The sequence below is a fragment of the Mesorhizobium sp. 113-3-9 genome, assembly GCF_016756515.1.
Taxonomy (GTDB): Bacteria; Pseudomonadota; Alphaproteobacteria; order Rhizobiales; family Rhizobiaceae; genus Mesorhizobium.
This window is the reverse complement of the sequence record NZ_AP023246.1, coordinates 623,568-641,715: the sequence shown is the minus strand read 5'-3', so window position 1 is coordinate 641,715 and position 18,148 is coordinate 623,568. Positions and strand designations below refer to the sequence as shown.

General features: G+C 58.7%; 16 protein-coding genes and 1 tRNA gene. 11 read left to right on the top strand and 6 right to left on the bottom strand.

Annotation, left to right across the window (positions count from 1 at the left end; translation table 11 throughout):
• The first annotated feature begins 140 nt into the window (after positions 1-140).
• The 3 genes from MesoLj_RS02955 to MesoLj_RS02945 all read left to right on the top strand — a co-directional run bounded on the left by MesoLj_RS02955 (position 141) and on the right by MesoLj_RS02945 (position 2,528).
• Positions 141-971, top strand: coding sequence for a D-alanyl-D-alanine carboxypeptidase family protein (locus MesoLj_RS02955; protein WP_446720322.1), 831 nt, complete (start codon positions 141-143; stop codon positions 969-971).
• Positions 972-1,245: 274 nt separating this feature from the next.
• Positions 1,246-2,175 carry a DUF1003 domain-containing protein gene (locus MesoLj_RS02950; protein WP_202325024.1) on the top strand — a complete coding sequence of 310 codons (930 nt, stop codon included), beginning with the start codon at positions 1,246-1,248 and terminating at the stop codon, positions 2,173-2,175.
• A gap of 276 nt (positions 2,176-2,451) precedes the next feature.
• Positions 2,452-2,528: transfer RNA gene (locus tag MesoLj_RS02945), tRNA-Arg, on the top strand.
• Positions 2,529-2,779: 251 nt separating this feature from the next.
• Here the strand turns inward: MesoLj_RS02945 and MesoLj_RS02940 are convergent.
• The gene (locus tag MesoLj_RS02940) at positions 2,780-3,382 is read right to left on the bottom strand and encodes a hypothetical protein (RefSeq protein WP_244735282.1); all 603 of its coding nucleotides are present in this window, start codon (positions 3,380-3,382) and stop codon (positions 2,780-2,782) included.
• Positions 3,383-3,467: 85 nt separating this feature from the next.
• Between MesoLj_RS02940 and MesoLj_RS02935 the strand changes: the two genes are divergently transcribed.
• Positions 3,468-3,683: a helix-turn-helix domain-containing protein gene (locus MesoLj_RS02935; RefSeq protein WP_127303222.1), complete on the top strand. Its 216-nt coding sequence runs from the start codon at positions 3,468-3,470 to the stop codon at positions 3,681-3,683.
• A gap of 247 nt (positions 3,684-3,930) precedes the next feature.
• On the opposite strand, the gene MesoLj_RS02930 is transcribed toward MesoLj_RS02935, so the two are convergent.
• Positions 3,931-5,280 carry a GrpB family protein gene (locus MesoLj_RS02930; RefSeq protein ID WP_202325023.1) on the bottom strand — a complete coding sequence of 450 codons (1,350 nt, stop codon included), beginning with the start codon at positions 5,278-5,280 and terminating at the stop codon, positions 3,931-3,933.
• 327 nt (positions 5,281-5,607) lie between these two features.
• Here MesoLj_RS02930 and MesoLj_RS02925 point away from each other — a divergent pair, with 327 nt between their 5' ends.
• The 4 genes from MesoLj_RS02925 to MesoLj_RS02910 all read left to right on the top strand — a co-directional run bounded on the left by MesoLj_RS02925 (position 5,608) and on the right by MesoLj_RS02910 (position 10,174).
• Positions 5,608-7,047: an SMODS domain-containing nucleotidyltransferase gene (locus tag MesoLj_RS02925; protein WP_202325022.1), complete on the top strand. Its 1,440-nt coding sequence runs from the start codon at positions 5,608-5,610 to the stop codon at positions 7,045-7,047.
• A gap of 21 nt (positions 7,048-7,068) precedes the next feature.
• Positions 7,069-7,839, top strand: a complete 771-nt coding sequence (locus tag MesoLj_RS02920; protein ID WP_202325021.1) for a hypothetical protein — start codon at positions 7,069-7,071, stop codon at positions 7,837-7,839.
• Positions 7,840-7,846: 7 nt separating this feature from the next.
• Positions 7,847-8,710, top strand: coding sequence for a CBASS oligonucleotide cyclase (locus tag MesoLj_RS02915; protein WP_202325020.1), 864 nt, complete (start codon positions 7,847-7,849; stop codon positions 8,708-8,710).
• Positions 8,711-9,055: 345 nt separating this feature from the next.
• Positions 9,056-10,174: a hypothetical protein gene (locus MesoLj_RS02910; RefSeq protein ID WP_202325019.1), complete on the top strand. Its 1,119-nt coding sequence runs from the start codon at positions 9,056-9,058 to the stop codon at positions 10,172-10,174.
• 209 nt (positions 10,175-10,383) lie between these two features.
• Here the strand turns inward: MesoLj_RS02910 and MesoLj_RS02905 are convergent, their stop codons facing one another.
• Positions 10,384-10,653 (bottom strand): helix-turn-helix transcriptional regulator, encoded by a 270-nt coding sequence (locus tag MesoLj_RS02905; RefSeq protein WP_202325018.1) that lies wholly within the window; start codon positions 10,651-10,653, stop codon positions 10,384-10,386.
• A 127-nt stretch (positions 10,654-10,780) separates the two neighbouring features.
• Positions 10,781-13,834, bottom strand: a complete 3,054-nt coding sequence (traA, locus tag MesoLj_RS02900) for a Ti-type conjugative transfer relaxase TraA (protein WP_202327151.1) — start codon at positions 13,832-13,834, stop codon at positions 10,781-10,783.
• 172 nt (positions 13,835-14,006) lie between these two features.
• On the opposite strand from traA, the gene MesoLj_RS02895 reads away from it, so the two are divergent.
• Positions 14,007-14,333 (top strand): conjugal transfer protein TraD, encoded by a 327-nt coding sequence (locus MesoLj_RS02895; RefSeq protein WP_202325017.1) that lies wholly within the window; start codon positions 14,007-14,009, stop codon positions 14,331-14,333.
• 1 nt (position 14,334) lies between these two features.
• Complete coding sequence (locus tag MesoLj_RS02890; RefSeq protein WP_202325016.1) at positions 14,335-14,583, top strand: conjugal transfer protein TraD; 249 nt, start codon at positions 14,335-14,337, stop codon at positions 14,581-14,583.
• Between the two features lie 203 nt (positions 14,584-14,786).
• On the opposite strand, the gene MesoLj_RS02885 is transcribed toward MesoLj_RS02890, so the two are convergent.
• The gene (locus MesoLj_RS02885) at positions 14,787-16,112 is read right to left on the bottom strand and encodes a hypothetical protein (protein WP_202325015.1); all 1,326 of its coding nucleotides are present in this window, start codon (positions 16,110-16,112) and stop codon (positions 14,787-14,789) included.
• Between the two features lie 253 nt (positions 16,113-16,365).
• Here MesoLj_RS02885 and MesoLj_RS02880 point away from each other — a divergent pair, with 253 nt between their 5' ends.
• On the top strand, positions 16,366-17,127 hold the full coding sequence (locus MesoLj_RS02880) for a hypothetical protein (RefSeq protein WP_202325014.1): 762 nt from the start codon (positions 16,366-16,368) through the stop codon (positions 17,125-17,127).
• A gap of 110 nt (positions 17,128-17,237) precedes the next feature.
• Here MesoLj_RS02880 and MesoLj_RS02875 read toward each other — a convergent pair whose 3' ends face one another.
• Complete coding sequence (locus MesoLj_RS02875) at positions 17,238-18,128, bottom strand: hypothetical protein (RefSeq protein WP_202325013.1); 891 nt, start codon at positions 18,126-18,128, stop codon at positions 17,238-17,240.
• Between the last annotated feature and the right edge of the window lie 20 nt (positions 18,129-18,148).

Sequence of the window (18,148 nt, the reverse complement as noted above, 5' to 3'; positions counted from 1 at the left end):
TAACCAAATGGACGCACCAATCGCGTTACGTTAGCTTCGCCTCATCTCAGCAACAGCATCGCCAGAACGTCTTGCCCTTGTCCAAACTGTGTTCCTTTCCGCTCCTCCAGAGACTTTTCGTCGCCCTTGGCCTGTTGCTGATGGTCGCCGGCTGCTCGACCACGACACCGCCGGATTCCGTGCTGGCCGTGCCCGCGCCGCCGCAGAAATATGCCGCGATCGTCGTCGACGCAAAGACCGGCAAGCAGATGTTCGAGGTCAACTCGACGGCGCAGCGCTATCCGGCTTCGCTGACCAAGATGATGACGCTCTACCTCCTGTTCGAGGCAATGGAGTCCGGCCGCGTCACCAAGGAGACGCAGATCCCGGTTTCCGATCATGCCGCCTCGCAGCCGCCGACCAAGATGCGCTTCCGGCGCGGCGAGAGCATCGATGTCGATTCCGCCATCCGCGCCATCGTCGTCAAATCCGCCAATGACGTGGCGGTGGCGGTCGGCGAATATCTTGGCGGCTCGGAGGACCAGTTCGCCGCCATGATGACGTCCAAGGCGCGTTCGCTCGGCATGTCCAGTACCACCTTCCGCAACGCGTCGGGCCTGCCCGATGACGGCCAGATGACGACGGCGCGCGACATGGCGGTGCTCGGCATGGCGCTGCGCCAGCGCTTCCCGCAGCATTTCCACTATTTCTCCGAAAGCGATTTCATGTTCCGCGGCAAGCTCGTGCGCGGCCACAACGACATGCTCGGCCGGGTGCGCGGCGTCGACGGCATCAAGACCGGCTATATCAGGGCCTCCGGCTTCAACATCGTCACTTCCTACAATGCCGACGGCCGCCAGCTGATCGTGGTGGTGATGGGCGCCGACAGTGCCCGCCAGCGCAACGACCATGTCGAGGCGCTGATCCAGCGCAGCCTGTCGCCAACGATGGATTCCACCAAAACCAGGCTGATGTTCGCCGAACAGCAGTAGGTTATGAGTAGTCCGCGCGGCGGACGAAAGCCAACTGCCTGGCTTCTCGAAGGACGAACGCCTGAGCCTGCGAAGGTCCGTCCGCCCACCTCGGCCCGACGAAGGGGCGGCCGCCGCCGCGAACAACAGCCGCCAAAAACCGCAGCCGGCTATTGTTGTCACACTGTCATGCAATCGTCTGGAAGCCATGGCATAGGCAGCGCAATCTGACAGTGGATATGCCCCGCCACCTCGGCGTATCCTCCCTATCAGCGCCACAGCAGGAGCCAGCATCATGAGCACCGTTCCCAAGGCATCCGAGCAGAAGGCGGCCGACAATGAGAACGACAGCGGCGGCGAATATTTCGAGGCGCCGATTGCGCAGGAGGATCCGCACGAGGTTTCGGACGAGCATTTCGACACGCCCGAAGTGCCGGACTCCGAACCAGCCGGTCCCGGCGCGTCGCGGATAAAGCCCAGGAAAAAACCGTCGGCGATCTCGGGCCGCAAATTCCGCAAGCGCGACCTCGTGCGCATCGACACGCTGCGCCCGAGCCTCGCCGATCGCATTCGATCGGACCACCCGGACCTGCCCAAGGGCGCGCGCGTCAGCCGCGAGGAGCTCGGCCGCTACCGCATGCGCTATATGGAGGAGCTGCTGCAGCAGGAGCATGGCGAATTCTCGGAGCTCGACCGCCAGGTGGTGGAATCGATCGCCAAACAGGACACCATTTCCGAAAACAGTGAGGAGGAGTTCGAGGAGCACCGGACCTTTCCCGACCGCGTCTCCGACAACATGGCCGCCTTCGGCGGCAGCTGGTGGTTCCTGATCTCGTTTGCCAGCGTGCTGCTGGTCTGGATCGGCATCAATCTGTTCGAGGGTTTGAATAGAGCCTTCGACCCCTACCCCTTCATCCTGCTCAACCTCCTGCTCTCCTGCATCGCCGCCATCCAGGCGCCGGTCATCATGATGAGCCAGAAGCGCCAGGAGGTGAAAGACCGCCTGCGCTCCTTCAACGAATACCGCGTCAACCTCAAGGCCGAGCTCGAAGTGCGCCACCTGCACGAAAAACTCGACTACCTCATTTCCCGCCAATGGACGCGGCTCGCCGAGATGCAGCAGATGCAGCTGGATGCGATGAACGAGCTGGCGGGTGCGAAGAAGGCGAAACGGGCCGTGCGCGGGGTGAGGCGGCGGACGGTGAAGGGTGAGGCGGGGCAATAGGCATCGTCGGCAGCGGAAGAAAAGCCCTCGCCTCTCGAATGACCAACGATGGGCCCGGCTCTAGAGCCCAGTGGACCTTTTTGAGGGGATGAGCTCCCAAAGGGCAGCGAGCCTGCAAAGGACCCGACAGTGCTCGAGTCTGGTCGGCATGTCCAACGCTCGATCTCCGGCGCGCCGCCCAATTGCCAATTGCCCGTTGAAGCTCGCGCCGGCTTCCGCTAAGAAGCCGTGACTTGCCGGTTCACCGGCTGGTTCGTTTTCCGGTTTCCCCGGGAAGCACCCGTAGCTCAGCTGGATAGAGCGCTGCCCTCCGAAGGCAGAGGTCACAGGTTCGAATCCTGTCGGGTGCGCCACTTTTATACTGCAAAAACATGTAGTTAGCAAGACCATTTCTTGATTGGAAGAGGTCGGGAAAGACGTCGCGGAAGCACCACGGAAGCAGTCGGCAAGATATTCGGATTAGCTATAGGCCAGACGCTGCCCACTCAGGCGCCCGTTTCCCGTCAAACAAACTACCGATTGCGGCCATAGCTACGTTTATGGCCGTGACAATGCTTTGGACAACGGCCAGTTGGAACCTGCCAACCGGCAAGCCTTGGCCAGTCTAGCGAGATTTATAAGTGGTTGCGTTCAGCAGAGCATCTTCGTCCGCAAGTGCCCTGACAAGCTTACAAGCATCCTGCCAATAGCGCGCTGCATCCGCGCGTGTCGAGGCGCGGTCCGGTCGATAAGGAGGCAATTCGCCCGCAACGGCTTTGAGGTCGCGTAGCACCGAAGCAATATGCGGCCACGGGAAGTCAGTAGGATCACCGATATCTCGATCAGCGCCGACGATCATCTCCAACTTGGCGATGATCCCCGTGAGCGACGAAGCCGCCACCTCGGGGATAGTATCCTGAAGCTTTAGGGCTTCGGTCATCGCTAAGACCTCGGCCTCTCGCGCAACCGCATACGCCCCTGAGTCACCGACAGGGTGCCCTGCTTGGCTTCCGGCCTGGTTTCGTAAATCTGAGGTCAATCCCCAATTTCCGGTATTGACCATCATTCGGCTCTCCAAACGCTGCTGCACGCGACATAATAGGAGGGAGACGTACCGAGCCATCTGCCAATCGTTCATTAAATACAACGCGGGGTCATGCACGCCTGCCAGTTGCGGCTCCCCTTCGTTCCGACTTGCGGCAAAGACATGCGGATTTGTCGTCGACACGGTTTGGCTCCAGCGAGTTTCGCGCTCAGTGAATACATATTATAGTTGATAAACTTAAAGTGTGTAAACCTCGATTGTCCGACGCATGGACATGCGTCAGCTGGTTGGAACAAACTTCGCGCGGATACGGCGAGAGAAAGGCCTGACGCAGGAGGATGTGGAAGCACGCTCCGGATTCAGTCAGCAATATCTAAGCAGCCTCGAACGCGGTCGGCGAAACCCCACCGTAATCACTCTTTACGAGCTTGCCCAAGCACTAGGGGTAAGTCATTTGGAGTTGGTCAAACCCAACGACTCCTAGTGCTGGCATGGTTATGAGCCGCTCGCGAGCACGCGTCGAGCGGACCTGTAGCTAGCGATCGGCAGCTTTGCGCCCTCATGTCGGCCGTTGAGGGAACTCCTAGAGCAGACATCAGGATTAAACATGCTGGAGGTCTTGGTCGCACCTCATCTCACGTCGTAAAGCGAAGGTCGCTTCCGGTAGCAGCCGACACTCGCGCTCTCCGCATGCTGGCGAGCCGCAGGGCTGAGTTGGTCGCGGAGACGCTTCAGGTCAGCTCCGTTAATCGCTTGTTCTCCAGATATGCGCGCCATCTTCGGGTGAGTTTGCCGCGACGGAGTTGATATATACCCGGCAAAGCGACAGGTGCGCCTTCGACGACCGCATTGTAGTCCGACAGGAGTAGCAGCAGATCCGGCTCTGTGTAGCCACGTGCGGCCGCACTTTCGACGCGTTGGAGGACATCATCGATAGCGTGGGCGGCGCTCTTATGTGCGATCATCGTGCCAACTGTATCGGACGAAAGCAGGAAAACTAGGGTCGCCACCAGCACGCGCGCAAGCGAGACCTGCGCGTCGGTGGACATCGAAGACATAGCATGCCAGAGCGTGAAGCCCATGAGAAGCGCAACCGCAACCAGCACGAGGCGCATCACTTGGGCACTCGCGCGCTGCAAGTCGCGCGTCCAGTATGCTGATTCTTCGATCAACTCGGCCAAGCGGCGAAAACTCGGTTCTGCTCGGCTAGCAAAGTAGCTTTCCTCGCGCACCATTGCCTTGTTTTCGATGGGTGCGGTGAAGCCGTCAAAGATTCTGAGCCGCTGCTCTGCTGAGAACCGTGCGTTGAGACCGCTCGCTAAGAGCACCGCCCGGCGCGCCTGGTCGCCAGCCGAGCGATGCTTCCGCTGCTTATTGCCCAAAAAAAGCCAAATGCCGGCAAGCCCGAAGCCGAAGAGCGCAAAGTTTAGAAGGGTCGCGTTATCGCTGGAATAGACTGAGACTGCGGCGACGGCCGCAACACCAAACTGGGCAGCAAGTGCCAGGTTCTGGTATGCCTGTGCACGGTTCAGCTCCGCACGCTGATGGGTCAGCAGGCGGTCATTACTAAACGCCCCCGCTGCATTGCGCAGAACCTCGGCGACAAAGCTAGACTTGCCTCCAGTGTAGGCCTTGGCGTCGGTCGGATACGCCTGCGCAAGGCGTTGCTTGAGAGCGGCATAGCGGCTCGCTAGGTCTGGATCGCCGGACAATTCGTCGCGAAATACAATCATGTCCTGTCCCCAAGAGTTGCCGTTTGGAACTAGGTGAAGGTGAAAAGGCGTGACGGGATCGGCTTTCACAAGAAAAATGCGCGGTGGGTTATCGCAACTCTCCTCCTCGACATAGCCCGCTGCTTTCAGCGCTGCGGCGACTTGTTTTGCTTTTGACCAGTCGAGAAGGGAGACAAGGAGGTCTATGCACGGCTTGCCCATAAGATCGCGGATCGCCGTAGATCCTACATGATCAATAAATGCTCGCGCCGGTGCAATGGCAGCGCGGATCGCCTCCGCCTCGCTGGCAAAACGCCCGACCCATTCCTTGTCATGCGCGACAATGAGTACCGTATCATGTGCAGCCATTTTCTCTCCACGCATGGTAGAATCAAACACCCTAGATCTTGTACTTATCGAATACATTACTATAGACGCCATAATATGTGTTCGGCTTGGTCACCGCACGTGTGCCACGCATCGGCCTGTCACAATCTAACCTAAGCATTCGTCCCGTGTGAGAGTTAAATTCCTATTCTCACTCTCGTTCGTATAAAGCAGATTATCGCGTTCGTGTTCGCAATCCTGAAAGGCTGTTTCCTTGGCTTTCTGTACCTCTCCCCGCCAATGAGAGCCAGTCGAGAACGTGAGCGTATCGCCATCCGGTGAGGACTGGCAAAATATCAAGAGGGCAGTGTGAAACTTGTAAGTGAATTCAAAAACTTTCTATCCGATACCGTCAATCTCAATCAAACCCGTATTACACTGCTTGAGGATCGAGCGGAGACGATTAAAAGCTTTCTTCGAGCATCCGACTGGGAACCGAGCATCTCCACCTTCATCGAGCAGGGGTCTTGGGCGCACGACACTATCATCCGCCCGGTGGATGGCGGAGAATTCGACGCCGATCTGCTCGTCAAGGTTCGCCCGGTCGATGGCTGGAGTGCCGCTCAATACGTGAAGGACCTCGGGCGCGTTTTCCTTGAGAGCGGACGATATGCCGACAAGACAGTCGTTTATGATTACTGCGTCACAATCACCTATGCGGACGATTGTAAGATTGATATCGCTCCGCTTGTGATGGACCGCGAGTACCAAGGAACGCTCGAAGTCTGCGACAAGCGCAATGACAAGTTCGACGAATCTCAGCCCATCGAATACACTCGATGGATGCGTGAGAAGAACGGGTACTCGGGTAATAACTCGTTTCGCAAGGCGACCCGGCTCATCAAATACATCAGGGACATCAAGAAGCGTTTTAGTTGCCGTTCAGTTCTCCTAACGACTCTCGTCGGTCAGCGGATCGAGTGGTTCGATAAGGACTCGGACGGGTTCGCGGACACGCCAACCGCGTTGCAGACAATCATGGGTAGGCTCGACGACTGGCTGCAAGCACGGCCGGACAAGCCGGGGGTCAACAACCCTTCGCTCCCCAACGAGGATTTTGCCGACCTATGGAACGACATCCAGTACGCGAACTTCCGAAACTTCGTCAACAAGTACCGGAAGTGGATCGATGAAGCGATCGATGCCGAGACCCGCTCCGACAGCATCGAGAAATGGCGCAAGGTCTTCGGCGACGATTTTGCGAAGGGAGAGAACTTAAAGAAGGTGGAGGCATCTGCGATGCAGCAGGCCAGTGCGCTTCTCATGGAAGGGGCAGCCCACCTTGATAGCCTAGTAGACAACGTAATTGACTTTGGTATCAGCATCCTCCCATTGTGGTTTCGGACGCCAGCCCACCTTCAGGCGCCGCGTTGGCCGCCCGCCGAGCAGGTTTCCCGGAATGTCCAAGTCTTCGCGGAATATCGCGCGTCCCAGTATTCCGGTAAGGGACATCCCATCAATTCAGGCGAGGCGTTACCCCCACGGGGTGGTCTCTGGTTCGACGTCCGTGTCAACAAGTTCCAAACGGTGCCGGCTGACTGCTACGTGCGTTGGCGAATCACCAATACCGGGGCCGTGGCTATGGCCCTCAAGAAAGGGCGGGGCGGCTTCGAGAAGCCTACCGACGGTGACCGTCGCTGGGAAACACTCGAATACCACGGCGTCCACATGGCGGAAGCATTCATCATCCGCAAAAGCGATGATCGGCTCGTTGGTTTTAGCGAGCCGTTCTACGCCGTGATCAAGTAGGTTAAGGAAAGGGATCTATTGATGCCCAGGGTAGATACGGTAGGTGGCAACTACTACAAGCCCCTCGAGCGGGCCGAAGCTGTCGGATCTGGACTGTTCTGGCTGGTTGCGATCCTCTCGATAGCGGCGCTTTTCGTCGACAAGGTGGCCTATCCGATTGCCTTCGATATCGTGCAGATAGTCTTCATCGTTTGTGTGCTGCTGTTCTTTTGTCAAGGACAGATCCAGAAGCTCTATCTCTTTCCTCGTGCCGAAGACAAACGCCGGCAGGAATTGCTGTCGAACAGTTATGGCGTGACGCTGACGCATGAAGAGACAGTCGGTTACTACAATAATGACCAGACAAACCCTTTGAAGCGCCTTGCGGCGTCGGTCATGGAAAGCACGTTCTTCACGCGTGAGATTGTTCGAACGATGCTCGTCGGACAGCGAACGAAGACCGCAGGTTATCTCGTCATCTACTTCGTCGCCGTCTTGAATCGCTCCACGAATCTCGAAGTACTTGCTGTTGCAGCTCAGGCGGTCTTCAGTGAGGATATCATCGCCCGGTGGCTTCGGATGGAATGGCTCCGTATCCGCAGCGAGCAGGTTTTCGATAACTTAACTCGACTGTTCACAGGAAAGCAGGCCTTCTCGCGACCCACTGCTCAATCGCAGGCGATCGACTTTTTCTCGTTCTATGAAACGACCAAATCTACAGCCGCGATCCTTCTCTCATCTTCGCTGTTTCATAAGCAAAACGCGCGCCTGACAACGGAATGGGAACAGATTCGCGGTCGTCTCGGCATCTGAGGCAAACATGGTCACAACAATATCGGAGGGCTTTCGCCAATTCAGAACGAACCTTGAAATAACAAATCTGCAGGAAAGCACTATGTCCAGCCGTCAGCAGAACGTGCGGGACGCGGTCGCCGAAGATTTCGAAATTCTCGAATCCTTTCTGACCGGATCCTATCGCCGAAACACGATGATCGCACCCCTCACGACGGCAGACATCGACGTCTTCATCGTGCTCGATCCGAAATACTACAGGGACCAAAACCAGCATGCACTGCTGTCATCCGTGATGACGACACTCAAGAAGAGGTATCCGAAGACACCGAAAATAAAGCCTGACGGCCAAGCGGTGACCATAACCTTCACAGATTTCAAGGTCGATGTCGTTCCGGGCTTCTATCGAACTGGCGGAGGGTATCTTATTCCCGACCCGCACCTGAAAAGATGGATTCCCACAGATCCGAAGAGGCACGTCGACTTGTGGTCCGCGTCCAACAAAGCTCACAACGGCTCACTGGTGCCACTGATCAAGATGCTGAAGTGTTGGAACCGTGAGAAGGGAGATCTCTTCCGCTCCTTTCATCTGGAGGTCCTGGTGCGCCATGTTCTGAAGGACGTCACTATCAGCGACTATCCGAGCGGCGCTCGATGGGTGTTCGATAAAATGAGGGATAAGGTTTGGACCAAGATCGCCGATCCCGCTGGCTACAGTGACGACGTCGCTTCCTATCTAGCTAAGTCCGGGGCCGACAGGATGGTCGCCGCTCTCGACCAGGCATATCGGCAGGCTCTTACTGCGGAAAACTACTCGAACCAGGGATATGCGAAGCTGGCGATCGACGAATGGCGGTCGATTTTTGCTGACTATTTCCCCGCATACGGATGAGGCGACCACTCGAAGAACGAAAACCGGGCAGCAGTCCTAAGGGGCTGTGCATGATAGATTTATCTGGCAAGCGCACATTGTGGCTCGGCGTCCGGCGCCCCGGGTTGATGGGTCTTTAGAATGAGGAAGATCGTTGGCATAGTCACTTTATCTGGACCGATCCCACGTATGCTAACCGCCAACGAAGGGCGATACGAAAAGTTCGAGGCGGTCGGGGCAAGAACAAGCCTTCGCCCTTAGCTTACAACAGGACGCGGCCATCTTATGGGCAATTTCCATCCGAATGCGCTGAAGATGAGGATGCTCCGCCGAACGGCCGCACCCGCGACGGGAAGCTGACGGACCATGGCCGACCAAGAGCCGACTGCCGTCGAAGGTAAGAAGCCGGCGCAGGTGGTGCCCACGCACCGGGAAGCGGCTGGAACCGAGAGCAACGGACGCGCGGAGAGGGCTGTATCCGAAGGGTTCACTACGGTCACCGACCTGCCGGGTGGCCTCTACGATCATGACGGGCACGTTTCCGTGCGAGACCGTGGGCGGCGGCGGTATCACCCGTTTGCCTATGATTTCGACTCCACCCCGATGAGTCTCGAAGATCCGAGCGCGCACTGGGAGGAGAAAGTGAAGGCGCTTCATATTGAGAACCGCAACAATGCGATTGAGAGGCTCAAGGCCGAGTACGGAGAACGCCGCCATGCGCATGTGATCCAGGACACTAAGGACCTTGGTGCAAAGGCGTTCTCCATCGTCAGTTATCATAACCTGATGCATGAACAGGCGCGCCGCGCCTTTGTGTCAGGGCTCTACTTCCCAGCCTTGGTTGCTACGTGCGCCCTCGGTGAGCGCATTCTGAACCACCTCATCTTGGACCTTCGGGATCACTACAAAGCGTCGCCGCACTATCGCCGCGTCTATCGCAGCGAGTCTTTCGATGACTGGCGGTTCGCCGTGCGCGTGTTGGAAGACTGGGGCGTGCTCTTGCCTGATGTTGGGATGGCTTTCATGGAGCTCGCGACGCTGCGCAACCGTTCGGTCCATTTTAATCCCGCGACCTACTCCACAATGCGGGAGGACGCTCTATCGGCATTGAAAACGCTCGGCCGCGTCATCCAACTGCAGTTTGGTGGGTTCGGCCGGCAGCCATGGTTTATCGAAAACACGCCCGGCGCGCAGTTCATCAAGCGAACCTACGAGAACGTCCCGTTCGTAAAGACTTATATCGTGCCCTTGAGCGGATTTGTCGGCGTAGAATACGGCATGGACCTCACGCAACGGGGTTGGCGCCATCTCGACTACCATGACTATGGCCCGGGCGATGTCGACGACGCCGAGTATGCGCGTCTCTACCGTGAGCGGGATCACAGCAAAGTCGTCACGCGCGAGATGGTGGAGCGCGCTGCGCAGGCAGCGGCCGAGGCTGAGGAAGCGGCAAACAGCGTTCGTCCCGAAGGCGCCGGGCCATAGGGATACTCTCCAGAGCGATCGGCTCCGTCGCTGTTTGGCGCTTCGGATTGGAGCCCGCAATCGCTACGCATGCGCAGGGAATTGATATTATAACGGGCAATGACCGCTATCGGGTTTCGCTATTTGAGTACGAGGGGCCGAAAGGGGGCGGTTGGTTAGGGGCAGCTTTCCATCAACCGCTACCGAAACCGGACGGACCGCCGTCGGCCCTAATCGGTCATTGAACCTATCCGATGGCGGCGATGCCTGACGACTGATTGCGGTTGGTCGCTATTGTCTTGCTGCTTCCTGGCGCACCACATAACTGGATCGTCAACCCACTGATTAACTTCTGATTCGCGCCAGCCCGCACCGTTGACACTGATCTTGATCTGAGCCGGGAACGTGCCTTCGGCGATCTTGCGATACATGGTTGAGCGGGACAGGCCGGTCCGGGCAAGGACAGTTCTGCTGCGAATGATGCGATCGGGTTCGGGCATGGCTCTCCTGTCTCCTCCTGCGTGCCTATGATATCTGATGGGTCACACGAAACAGGCTGCATCGGTCAGGCAAGACGCATTCCCGCCCTACCGCGATGTGGCGCGGTAACGGCGGCAAATCGGATGGTCAGATTCCGATGCCTTTGCCTCGGCCAAGCCCGATGCCGTGATTGAACGCGAGTTCTACACCCAGACGCCGGCCGGATTCGACCTGGATGCCAAGCGCTTTCTTATGATTGGCAAGCAGGGATTCCAGCTGCGGATCGCGTTCGAGGCTCTTGGCCATATCGGACATGGCCGAGCGCGTTGACTTGTAGCCGGACATGTCGCCGGCCTGATATTGGTCCTGGCTTGTCCGGTGGAGTTCTTGCCAACGTCCCACGAAGCGCTCGGCCCGGCGGTTCGGATCGGTGTCCAATCCAGTGCGGATTTCGGTTTCAAGCTGGAGGGCAAGCACGATGCGGCTGACGCGGCCGGCCCCCGCCTCGGGGACAAGCTCGGGATTCTTCACATAGGCCGCTTCGGCATCGCGCCAGCCATGCGGCCGCACCTTCTCGAAAGCGCTACGAGCATCCCTCAATTCGCGCATCTGGTCGGGACTGCCCTGCCCGTTGGCATTTCCGGTACTGAGGATCGCGTCGAGAGCGCGGGCGTGACGAACAAGCGCCTTGGTGCGAGCGCTGCGCAACGCCGCTTCCGCGTCCACCGGAACATCCGTGTCGCGCGGCAAGCCTGTGGCGAGATTTCCTCTGCCGGGCGTTGGGCCTGCATCTCCGATCCGCCCTCCAACACTCTCCCTTCCCGGCCCGCGCCCACCTTCTTGGCCGAGCTGGACGTCTCCGGGCGAACGCAATCCGTCCAGCAACCCGCCGATCCGGTCGCGGAGGCTCTCCGGAATGATCCGGCGCACGATCTCGACCAGGCGCTCGCGGAAGGTGATGCCGCGCCGTTCGGCATAGCTCCTCGCCGGATCGACTAGCTCATAGTCGGAAGCCATGTCCTTGGCGCGGTCGCGCGACAGCGTGCGAACGAGCCGGTCTCGTGTCGCAAAGTCGTCGCCGCCGTAATGCAGGTCCATCGCGTCTCGGTGCCGCGATAGCGCTACATAGCTGCCATGCGCATCCATGCCCGGCGTTGCCAGGACATAGACGCGGTCAACCGTCATGCCCTGCGCCTTGTGAATGGTCGCAGCGTAACCGTGGTCGATGTGGGAATAGTCTTTCAGGTCGAAGCGAACTGACCTCCCATCGTCGACGCGAACCGTCATGCTCTGTGTGCTGAGATCCTCCACGATGCCAAGCGTGCCGTTCTTGACGCCAAGCCCGCGCTCGTTTCGCAGGAACATGACGCGGTCGCCGCTGGCGAAGTTCCTTGCACCGCGTTCCACATTCACCTGGACATCGTCACCCAGATCGCCGGCAGCGCGCATGCGCTCGCGTGCTGCCTGGTTGAGCGCACGCACCTCGTCGTTTGCGTGTGTGAGAATGATCCGGCTTGCCTCTGGATGCGCCTGCCTGTCGCGATCCCAGCGCTCGACGAGTTCAGCTCGCGCTTCGTCGTGCGTTGCAGCTCGATGCACCATGCCGTGCGCGTCGTAGGTGCTGATCGCAGCATTGATCCCGCCGGTTGCAAGATCGCGCGTGGCATCACGCTGCCAGTCCTCGCGCTGCCGGCGCACCTGCTCGATTTCGACGCCGCCGTGGCGTTCATGGATCGAACGGAATGCAGCACCCGCTTCGATCGCCTGCAGCTGTTGGGGATCGCCGACAAGGACGACTTTTGCGCCAGCGTCCGCCGCATGGGAGAGCACGCGCTCCAACTGGCGCGTGCCGACCATGCCGGCCTCATCGATCACCAGGACATCGCGCGTGGTGAGCAGATCCCTGCCCTGTCCCCAGCTATGCTCCATACTGGCGATGGTGCGTGACGGGATGCCTGATCCGCCTTCCAGATTCTCGGCCGCAATGCCGGAGAGTGCGGCGCCTTTAACCTCATAGCCGGCTGCCGCCCATGCCTGGCGCGCAACGCCCAGCATGGCGCTCTTGCCGGTGCCGGCAAAGCCGACAACGATACCAAGACCGTGACCATCGGTGATGTGCGCAAGCGCATCGGCCTGCTCGCCCGAAAGGACAAGCCCGCCTTGCGCAGCGCGCGCCAGAGCTACCTCGCGATGTGCCTCACTCACCGCGTGTCGCTCGTCCAAATCGATACGCTCCGCCGCGCGGTGAAGGCGCTGTTCGGTCTCAATCATCTGCCGGGTGGTGAAGCGATCTTCGCCACGCCTGTCCTTGCCGAGCTCGACCAGATCGGGTGCATTGCTGATGGCCGCCATCACCGCGTTGAACTGCTCCATTCCATCGCTGTGCCGATGCGCGAACTTCGCAATGTCTTTTCGGGTGAAGGTCGATTGCTGATGGGTGATGGCGTCCAGCGCCACGGATGGATCGGCAACGATGCGCGCGCCATTGTTGCGCGCGATCTCGCGATGCAGTTCGGCGCGATCTGCTTCACTATCGCCAGCAGAAAGGCCGCTGCCTTCAATGCGTTGCGCCGGTGCACCAATCTGCGTTTGCGGCTCCAGGGCAATGCCCTGCGCTTCCAGACTGCGATGATCGATGGGGGCGTCGATGTCGAGTTCGGCCAGGCGCTCATTGGCCAGCTCCGCCCACCGCTCGCGCCAGCGCTCGACCAGCTGGGTAGCATTCCAGTCTCGAACCTTGGCACCAAAACCGTTCTCGTCCACGGACCGCATGGTGAGCATGACATGAGCATGCGGCTTGGGGCTGCCATCCTCCGCCCTGTCCCAATGCACATTGAGATCTGCGACCATGCCTCGGCTGACAAACTCGACTTGTACAAAGTCGCGCGCCAGTTCGATGCCGTGCGCCTGGCTGAGTTCGCGCGGCAGGGCAAACTCGACCTCGCGGGCGAGCTGGGCATCCTTGCGCACCTCGATCGCCTCGACGTCGTTCCAAAGCCGTTCGCGGTCGCTCCAGGTTTCCGGCGCATCCTCCGGCAACATCACCTCGGAATGGACGACACCGCGTTTGGCGGAGAAGTCGTGGCTGCGTTCGATGCGCTCGTCGCGCAACCGCGAAGCCGAGCGGTAGGCGGCCGACGCGACAGCACTGCTCCCAGCCTTGCGGCCAATGACCTTGACGTGAAGATGATAGATCGCCATAGCGACCAGATCATTTGCACGGCAAAGCCCACGTCGGCACGACGTATAAGCGCGCCCTCCCTCGAAAAAATCTCGGGATGGACCAGCCCGTCCCAGGCTGTCTCGGCAACCCTGAAGCCTTCCGGCAGACGCTCCCCTATCATTGCCGCATCGACAATCGATGGAGATAGCCATGCGCAAACCAAGGGACTTCGACGCCGAACTGAGGGCGCTGGAAGACAAAGCGCGAGAACTCAAAACGCGAAAGGTGCAGCAGCTTGGCGAGCTGGTGATCGCCACCGGCGCCGATCAGCTCAGCAGCGACGAACTGGCCGGCGCGCTGGTCGCAATCGCTGAAACCAAAGACACCGCAAAGCGTGAGGCGTGGGCCAAGCGTGGAGCGATGTTTTTCGACAGCAGGTCACGGCGAACTGCTCCGGCATCTCAGCGCAACCCACGCGGCGCTCCAGCGCAACCGGGCAGCCCACAATCGCCGGCAGGCGGCACTGGCTCGCAATGACATGAGGACATGGCAGGTCGAGAGACGCAAACGCACTCGACATCTGATCGAACTGGGCGGACTCGTCGTCAAGGCAGGCATTGTCGAGCTCACCAACGACGATCGCGCTACCATCTACGGCGCGTTGCTCTGGATCGCCGCCAAGCTACAGAGCGATGAAGGCGAGCAAGCCCAACGATTATGGACTGCGAAGGGTAGGCAGGCGTTCGATGCTGAACGGGGTGAAGAGCAAGAGGGCCAGCCAACGTAGATTGGTGCGAGTGGCGACCGGGGCGAAGCCCTGAACAGCGTAGCCCGCCCAGGTTACATCAGCGGCCGACGCTGTGCCATGACGAATCCGTTGATTGGGCCCGCGAGGTGACGGTCGCAGCCGTCCGTTATTCCGTGCATGGTTCCGGGGTTCAAGTTCGCCCGCCGGTGAGATTTTCCGATTCGGAATCAGCGTTGCTAAACCTATCCCTTGCCTGTTAACGGACGAGCAACTGGATCATCACTGAAATGAAGGATGATGTGATCGTCTTCCTCATCCAGGTTCCTCGGGGCCATCTCCGCGCCGGAGATCGTCAGGCCCTTGTTGAGCCAACCAGCAAGGAAATTTTTTTCACCGTTTCTTTCACCGAGGAAGTATCGAAATTGTGCCTCAGTGATACGTCCCGCCATAAGATCCAAGAACATCCGCGCAGGAATCCTCACGCTTTCCTGTCGCCCACTATTTGGGTCATTCTTATCTCGAAGTTTGCTCTCCATACTCATTCCCAGATACCATCCCTTTGCCTTAGGCGAAAAACAGCCCTGGCGGAATAAGGACCTAGCCTGATATCCAGCGAAGCGTGGCAGTGGCAAGGCTTCAAGGACTTTTGAAAGTGCGACACACCCATCTTTCCCAGCGTCAGTATAGAAGCCCCGAGCTACCCAATTTCGTTCGCTACTCCCCATCCGCAGTTCCTTTCGCGGACTCAAAGCCACGACACCGTCGATCTTACGGTTGTGTAATTGGACAAAGCGGTGAATGATCTGCCGTGCGGAAAAATTGCGTCCTCCTGGGTCATTTTCCCCGATCCTACCCATGTGATTTAAAAGGGTAGACCCAACATCAGCGACGACGACGATGCGGACTGTTCCAGCTGTCGCCGCGCGAAGCTGATCTGCCTTTCGACGAAGAAGCGCGAAAAGCGGGTTTTCCTCCCGCGAATAGGCCTGCGGCGGCAAAGATGTCCAGATGTTATGATATCGGACCTGGCGATATTCCTTCCATTCCACTTCAACCAAAAGTCCCGGCTCGCGTAGCGTGATTTTCTCTGTCTTAAATCGATCTTCACGCACCCATTCTCTCAACCTCTTCGCCTGCTCTTCAGTCAACTGAAAATCAAAAGGTGCCAAGACTTGTCGAAAGCTTCGTCCCTCCATGCGTTTTGTGGTTTCGCCGAAACGAAAATAGAGGTGGTGGCCTACTCCCTTGGACAGCCGATTGCAGAAATCGGTGACGGAGAGAGCAACGCGGTCCATCGCCTCTTCTGGCGAAATTGAATTGTCCGTGGCCGCCGCGATCTCAACAGCAACTTGCGTACCCAGCACAACGGTCTCGGAGACGGCATCCGGCCGCCGGGTGTCACCCCACCACGCCGGCTCGACGACGATGTCGCCGGTGTTCGCAATTGCCCACAATATTGCTAGTTCCATTTCTGCTGGCAGCGCCTGATCGACTTTTTTCGATTCGAGTCTCTGAACGAGATCGGAAGCTTTCTCTTGATCAAGATAAGCTGAAAGGTCATCAATCATCTGCTGGAGTCGACGCCGAGAGAATACGGGCATCAGCAGAACCCTTGAGATGACGTTGGGCCCGCGCGGAACCTGTCGGAGTCCGCCATGGGCAGCTTGTAGAAGTATCCGGAATTCCCGATTGCGAACGTGATCGCCTCCATCCGGCTAGGTCGTTTCAATGAAGCTATCAGAATTCGACCTGGAGCAACGCCGGAGTCGCCGGATTCCCTCCCCGGGCAGGTGTATCTACTGCGGCGGCGTAGGGGTGCCGTTGACGGACGAGCACGTGATACCTTTCGCATTGGGCGGCAACAGCCTTGTGCTCGAGAAGTCTTGTTGCTCCGATTGCCAAAAGATCATCCAGAAATACGAGCAAGAGGTGCTTAAAAAGCAGCTCGGGGTGTTCAGGGCACAGGTAGATGCGCCAACCCGGAACAGAAAGGATCGACCTTCCGACGTTCTGATGCATTTTGTCGAGGTCAACGAACACGGTCAACCGATTCGGAATCTCGGCAAGCGCAGAGTTACCTTGGCAAAGGCGCCCTTGATGATCAGCCTCTGGTCGTCGCCTCTCCCCGAGCTGCTGAAGCCAAGCGGCGCCCGGTCGGCGTCAATTGGCGAACCGTGGACCTATGTCGATCAGCAGGCTCTGTCGAGCATAGTCAAGCAGGTTGCCGAAGAGACTGGGGCAAAGCTCGTGGCAGTGAAGCTTGGTGAGGTCAATCGTCGGCACTACATGCGGTCGCTGGCGAAAACGGCCTATGCCTATGCCATCGCAGAAATGGGCTTAGGTGCTTTTGATCCGTTGCTTATAGACCTAATCCTTTGCAGACGTGATGACGTTGAGACCTTCGTAGGCGATCTGCCGCATGAAAGCCCGTTTGATGCCGACGACTCCCATACGCTCCAACTAGCCGTTGGCGAACCCCTCGATGGGCCGGGGGCAGGCTATCTCGTCGCTCGAATCGTCCTATATCCTGCGCTCGGAAGCCCGGCGCACGTAGTGATCTTAGGGCGACCGCGTAGAGACTAATACTCTGGCGGCATGGGCTGAAGAGCGTGGAAAGCCGGCCGCGCAGATCAAGTTCACGCAAGACCAGCAGGCAGAGGGACGTTGCTCTAATGGCGGCTGACTAGAGGCCTTCAGCCGACCGTTAACTCGTCGGCGAGTTCTCCGGGAAGATTCCCGTCCAGTCGATCGAGTCGATAGTTTTGCTCGTCGATTTCTTGTGCTTGATATTCGTCTTGGGCTGGCAAGAATCTCGATGGCACGGGGTTGGCGGTGCCCGGATTGTGTACGACAGCCATTCTCGGGATTCGCCCCAGCAGCGAGAACTCGTCAATGTCCGTCGCCCAGATGGCGCTGATCGGCGCGAATCGTTGATCCAGAAAGGTATCGGCCGGAACGGGCTGCCCAGTCGGCTTGTGAATCAGGTAACGCGGCTGGTGTTCGAGTGCGCTGGCTTCCAGGGTCTCCCGATTGATACGCAACTGCAACGGTCCGACGGCGAAGGTTGCCTCCACCGCAAATGGAAACTGACTGATTCCGGTCAGCGCATCGAAGACGCCGTCATATCCGCGCAGAAGCCGGCCATTTACCGCGATAACGTACGCATCATTGGCGCCGACTGTGCCATTGGCGAGGTAGCCTGGAACGGCAAGCGGCGGATTGCCCAGCAATACTTCGGCCTTTTGCTTGATCGCGGCCGTCCAGCGTAGGAGAATGGCCTCATACGGAAAATCACGCACACCGCCGCCCGGCGCAGCAAGCCACTCCGCCGGAATATTGGCGGCGGTTGGCGTGATAACTTCGATCCAAATGCGCCGGCCCTCCCGGTCGATCCGAAAGTCGGGCCCTGCCTGCTGATGGGTCAATTCGACCCCAGCCTCTGTGAGCTGGTGCGCCAGCAATACCTCGGAAAGCTGCTGCCAGTAGGTGCCTTCGTCGGCCGAACATAGACGCTGCTCGGCGTTGCCGTCACCGAAGCCGCTGTCCAGGAAGGCTTGACTGACCTCTATCAGCCTTTCCCGCATGGCGACAATACGTGGGAAAG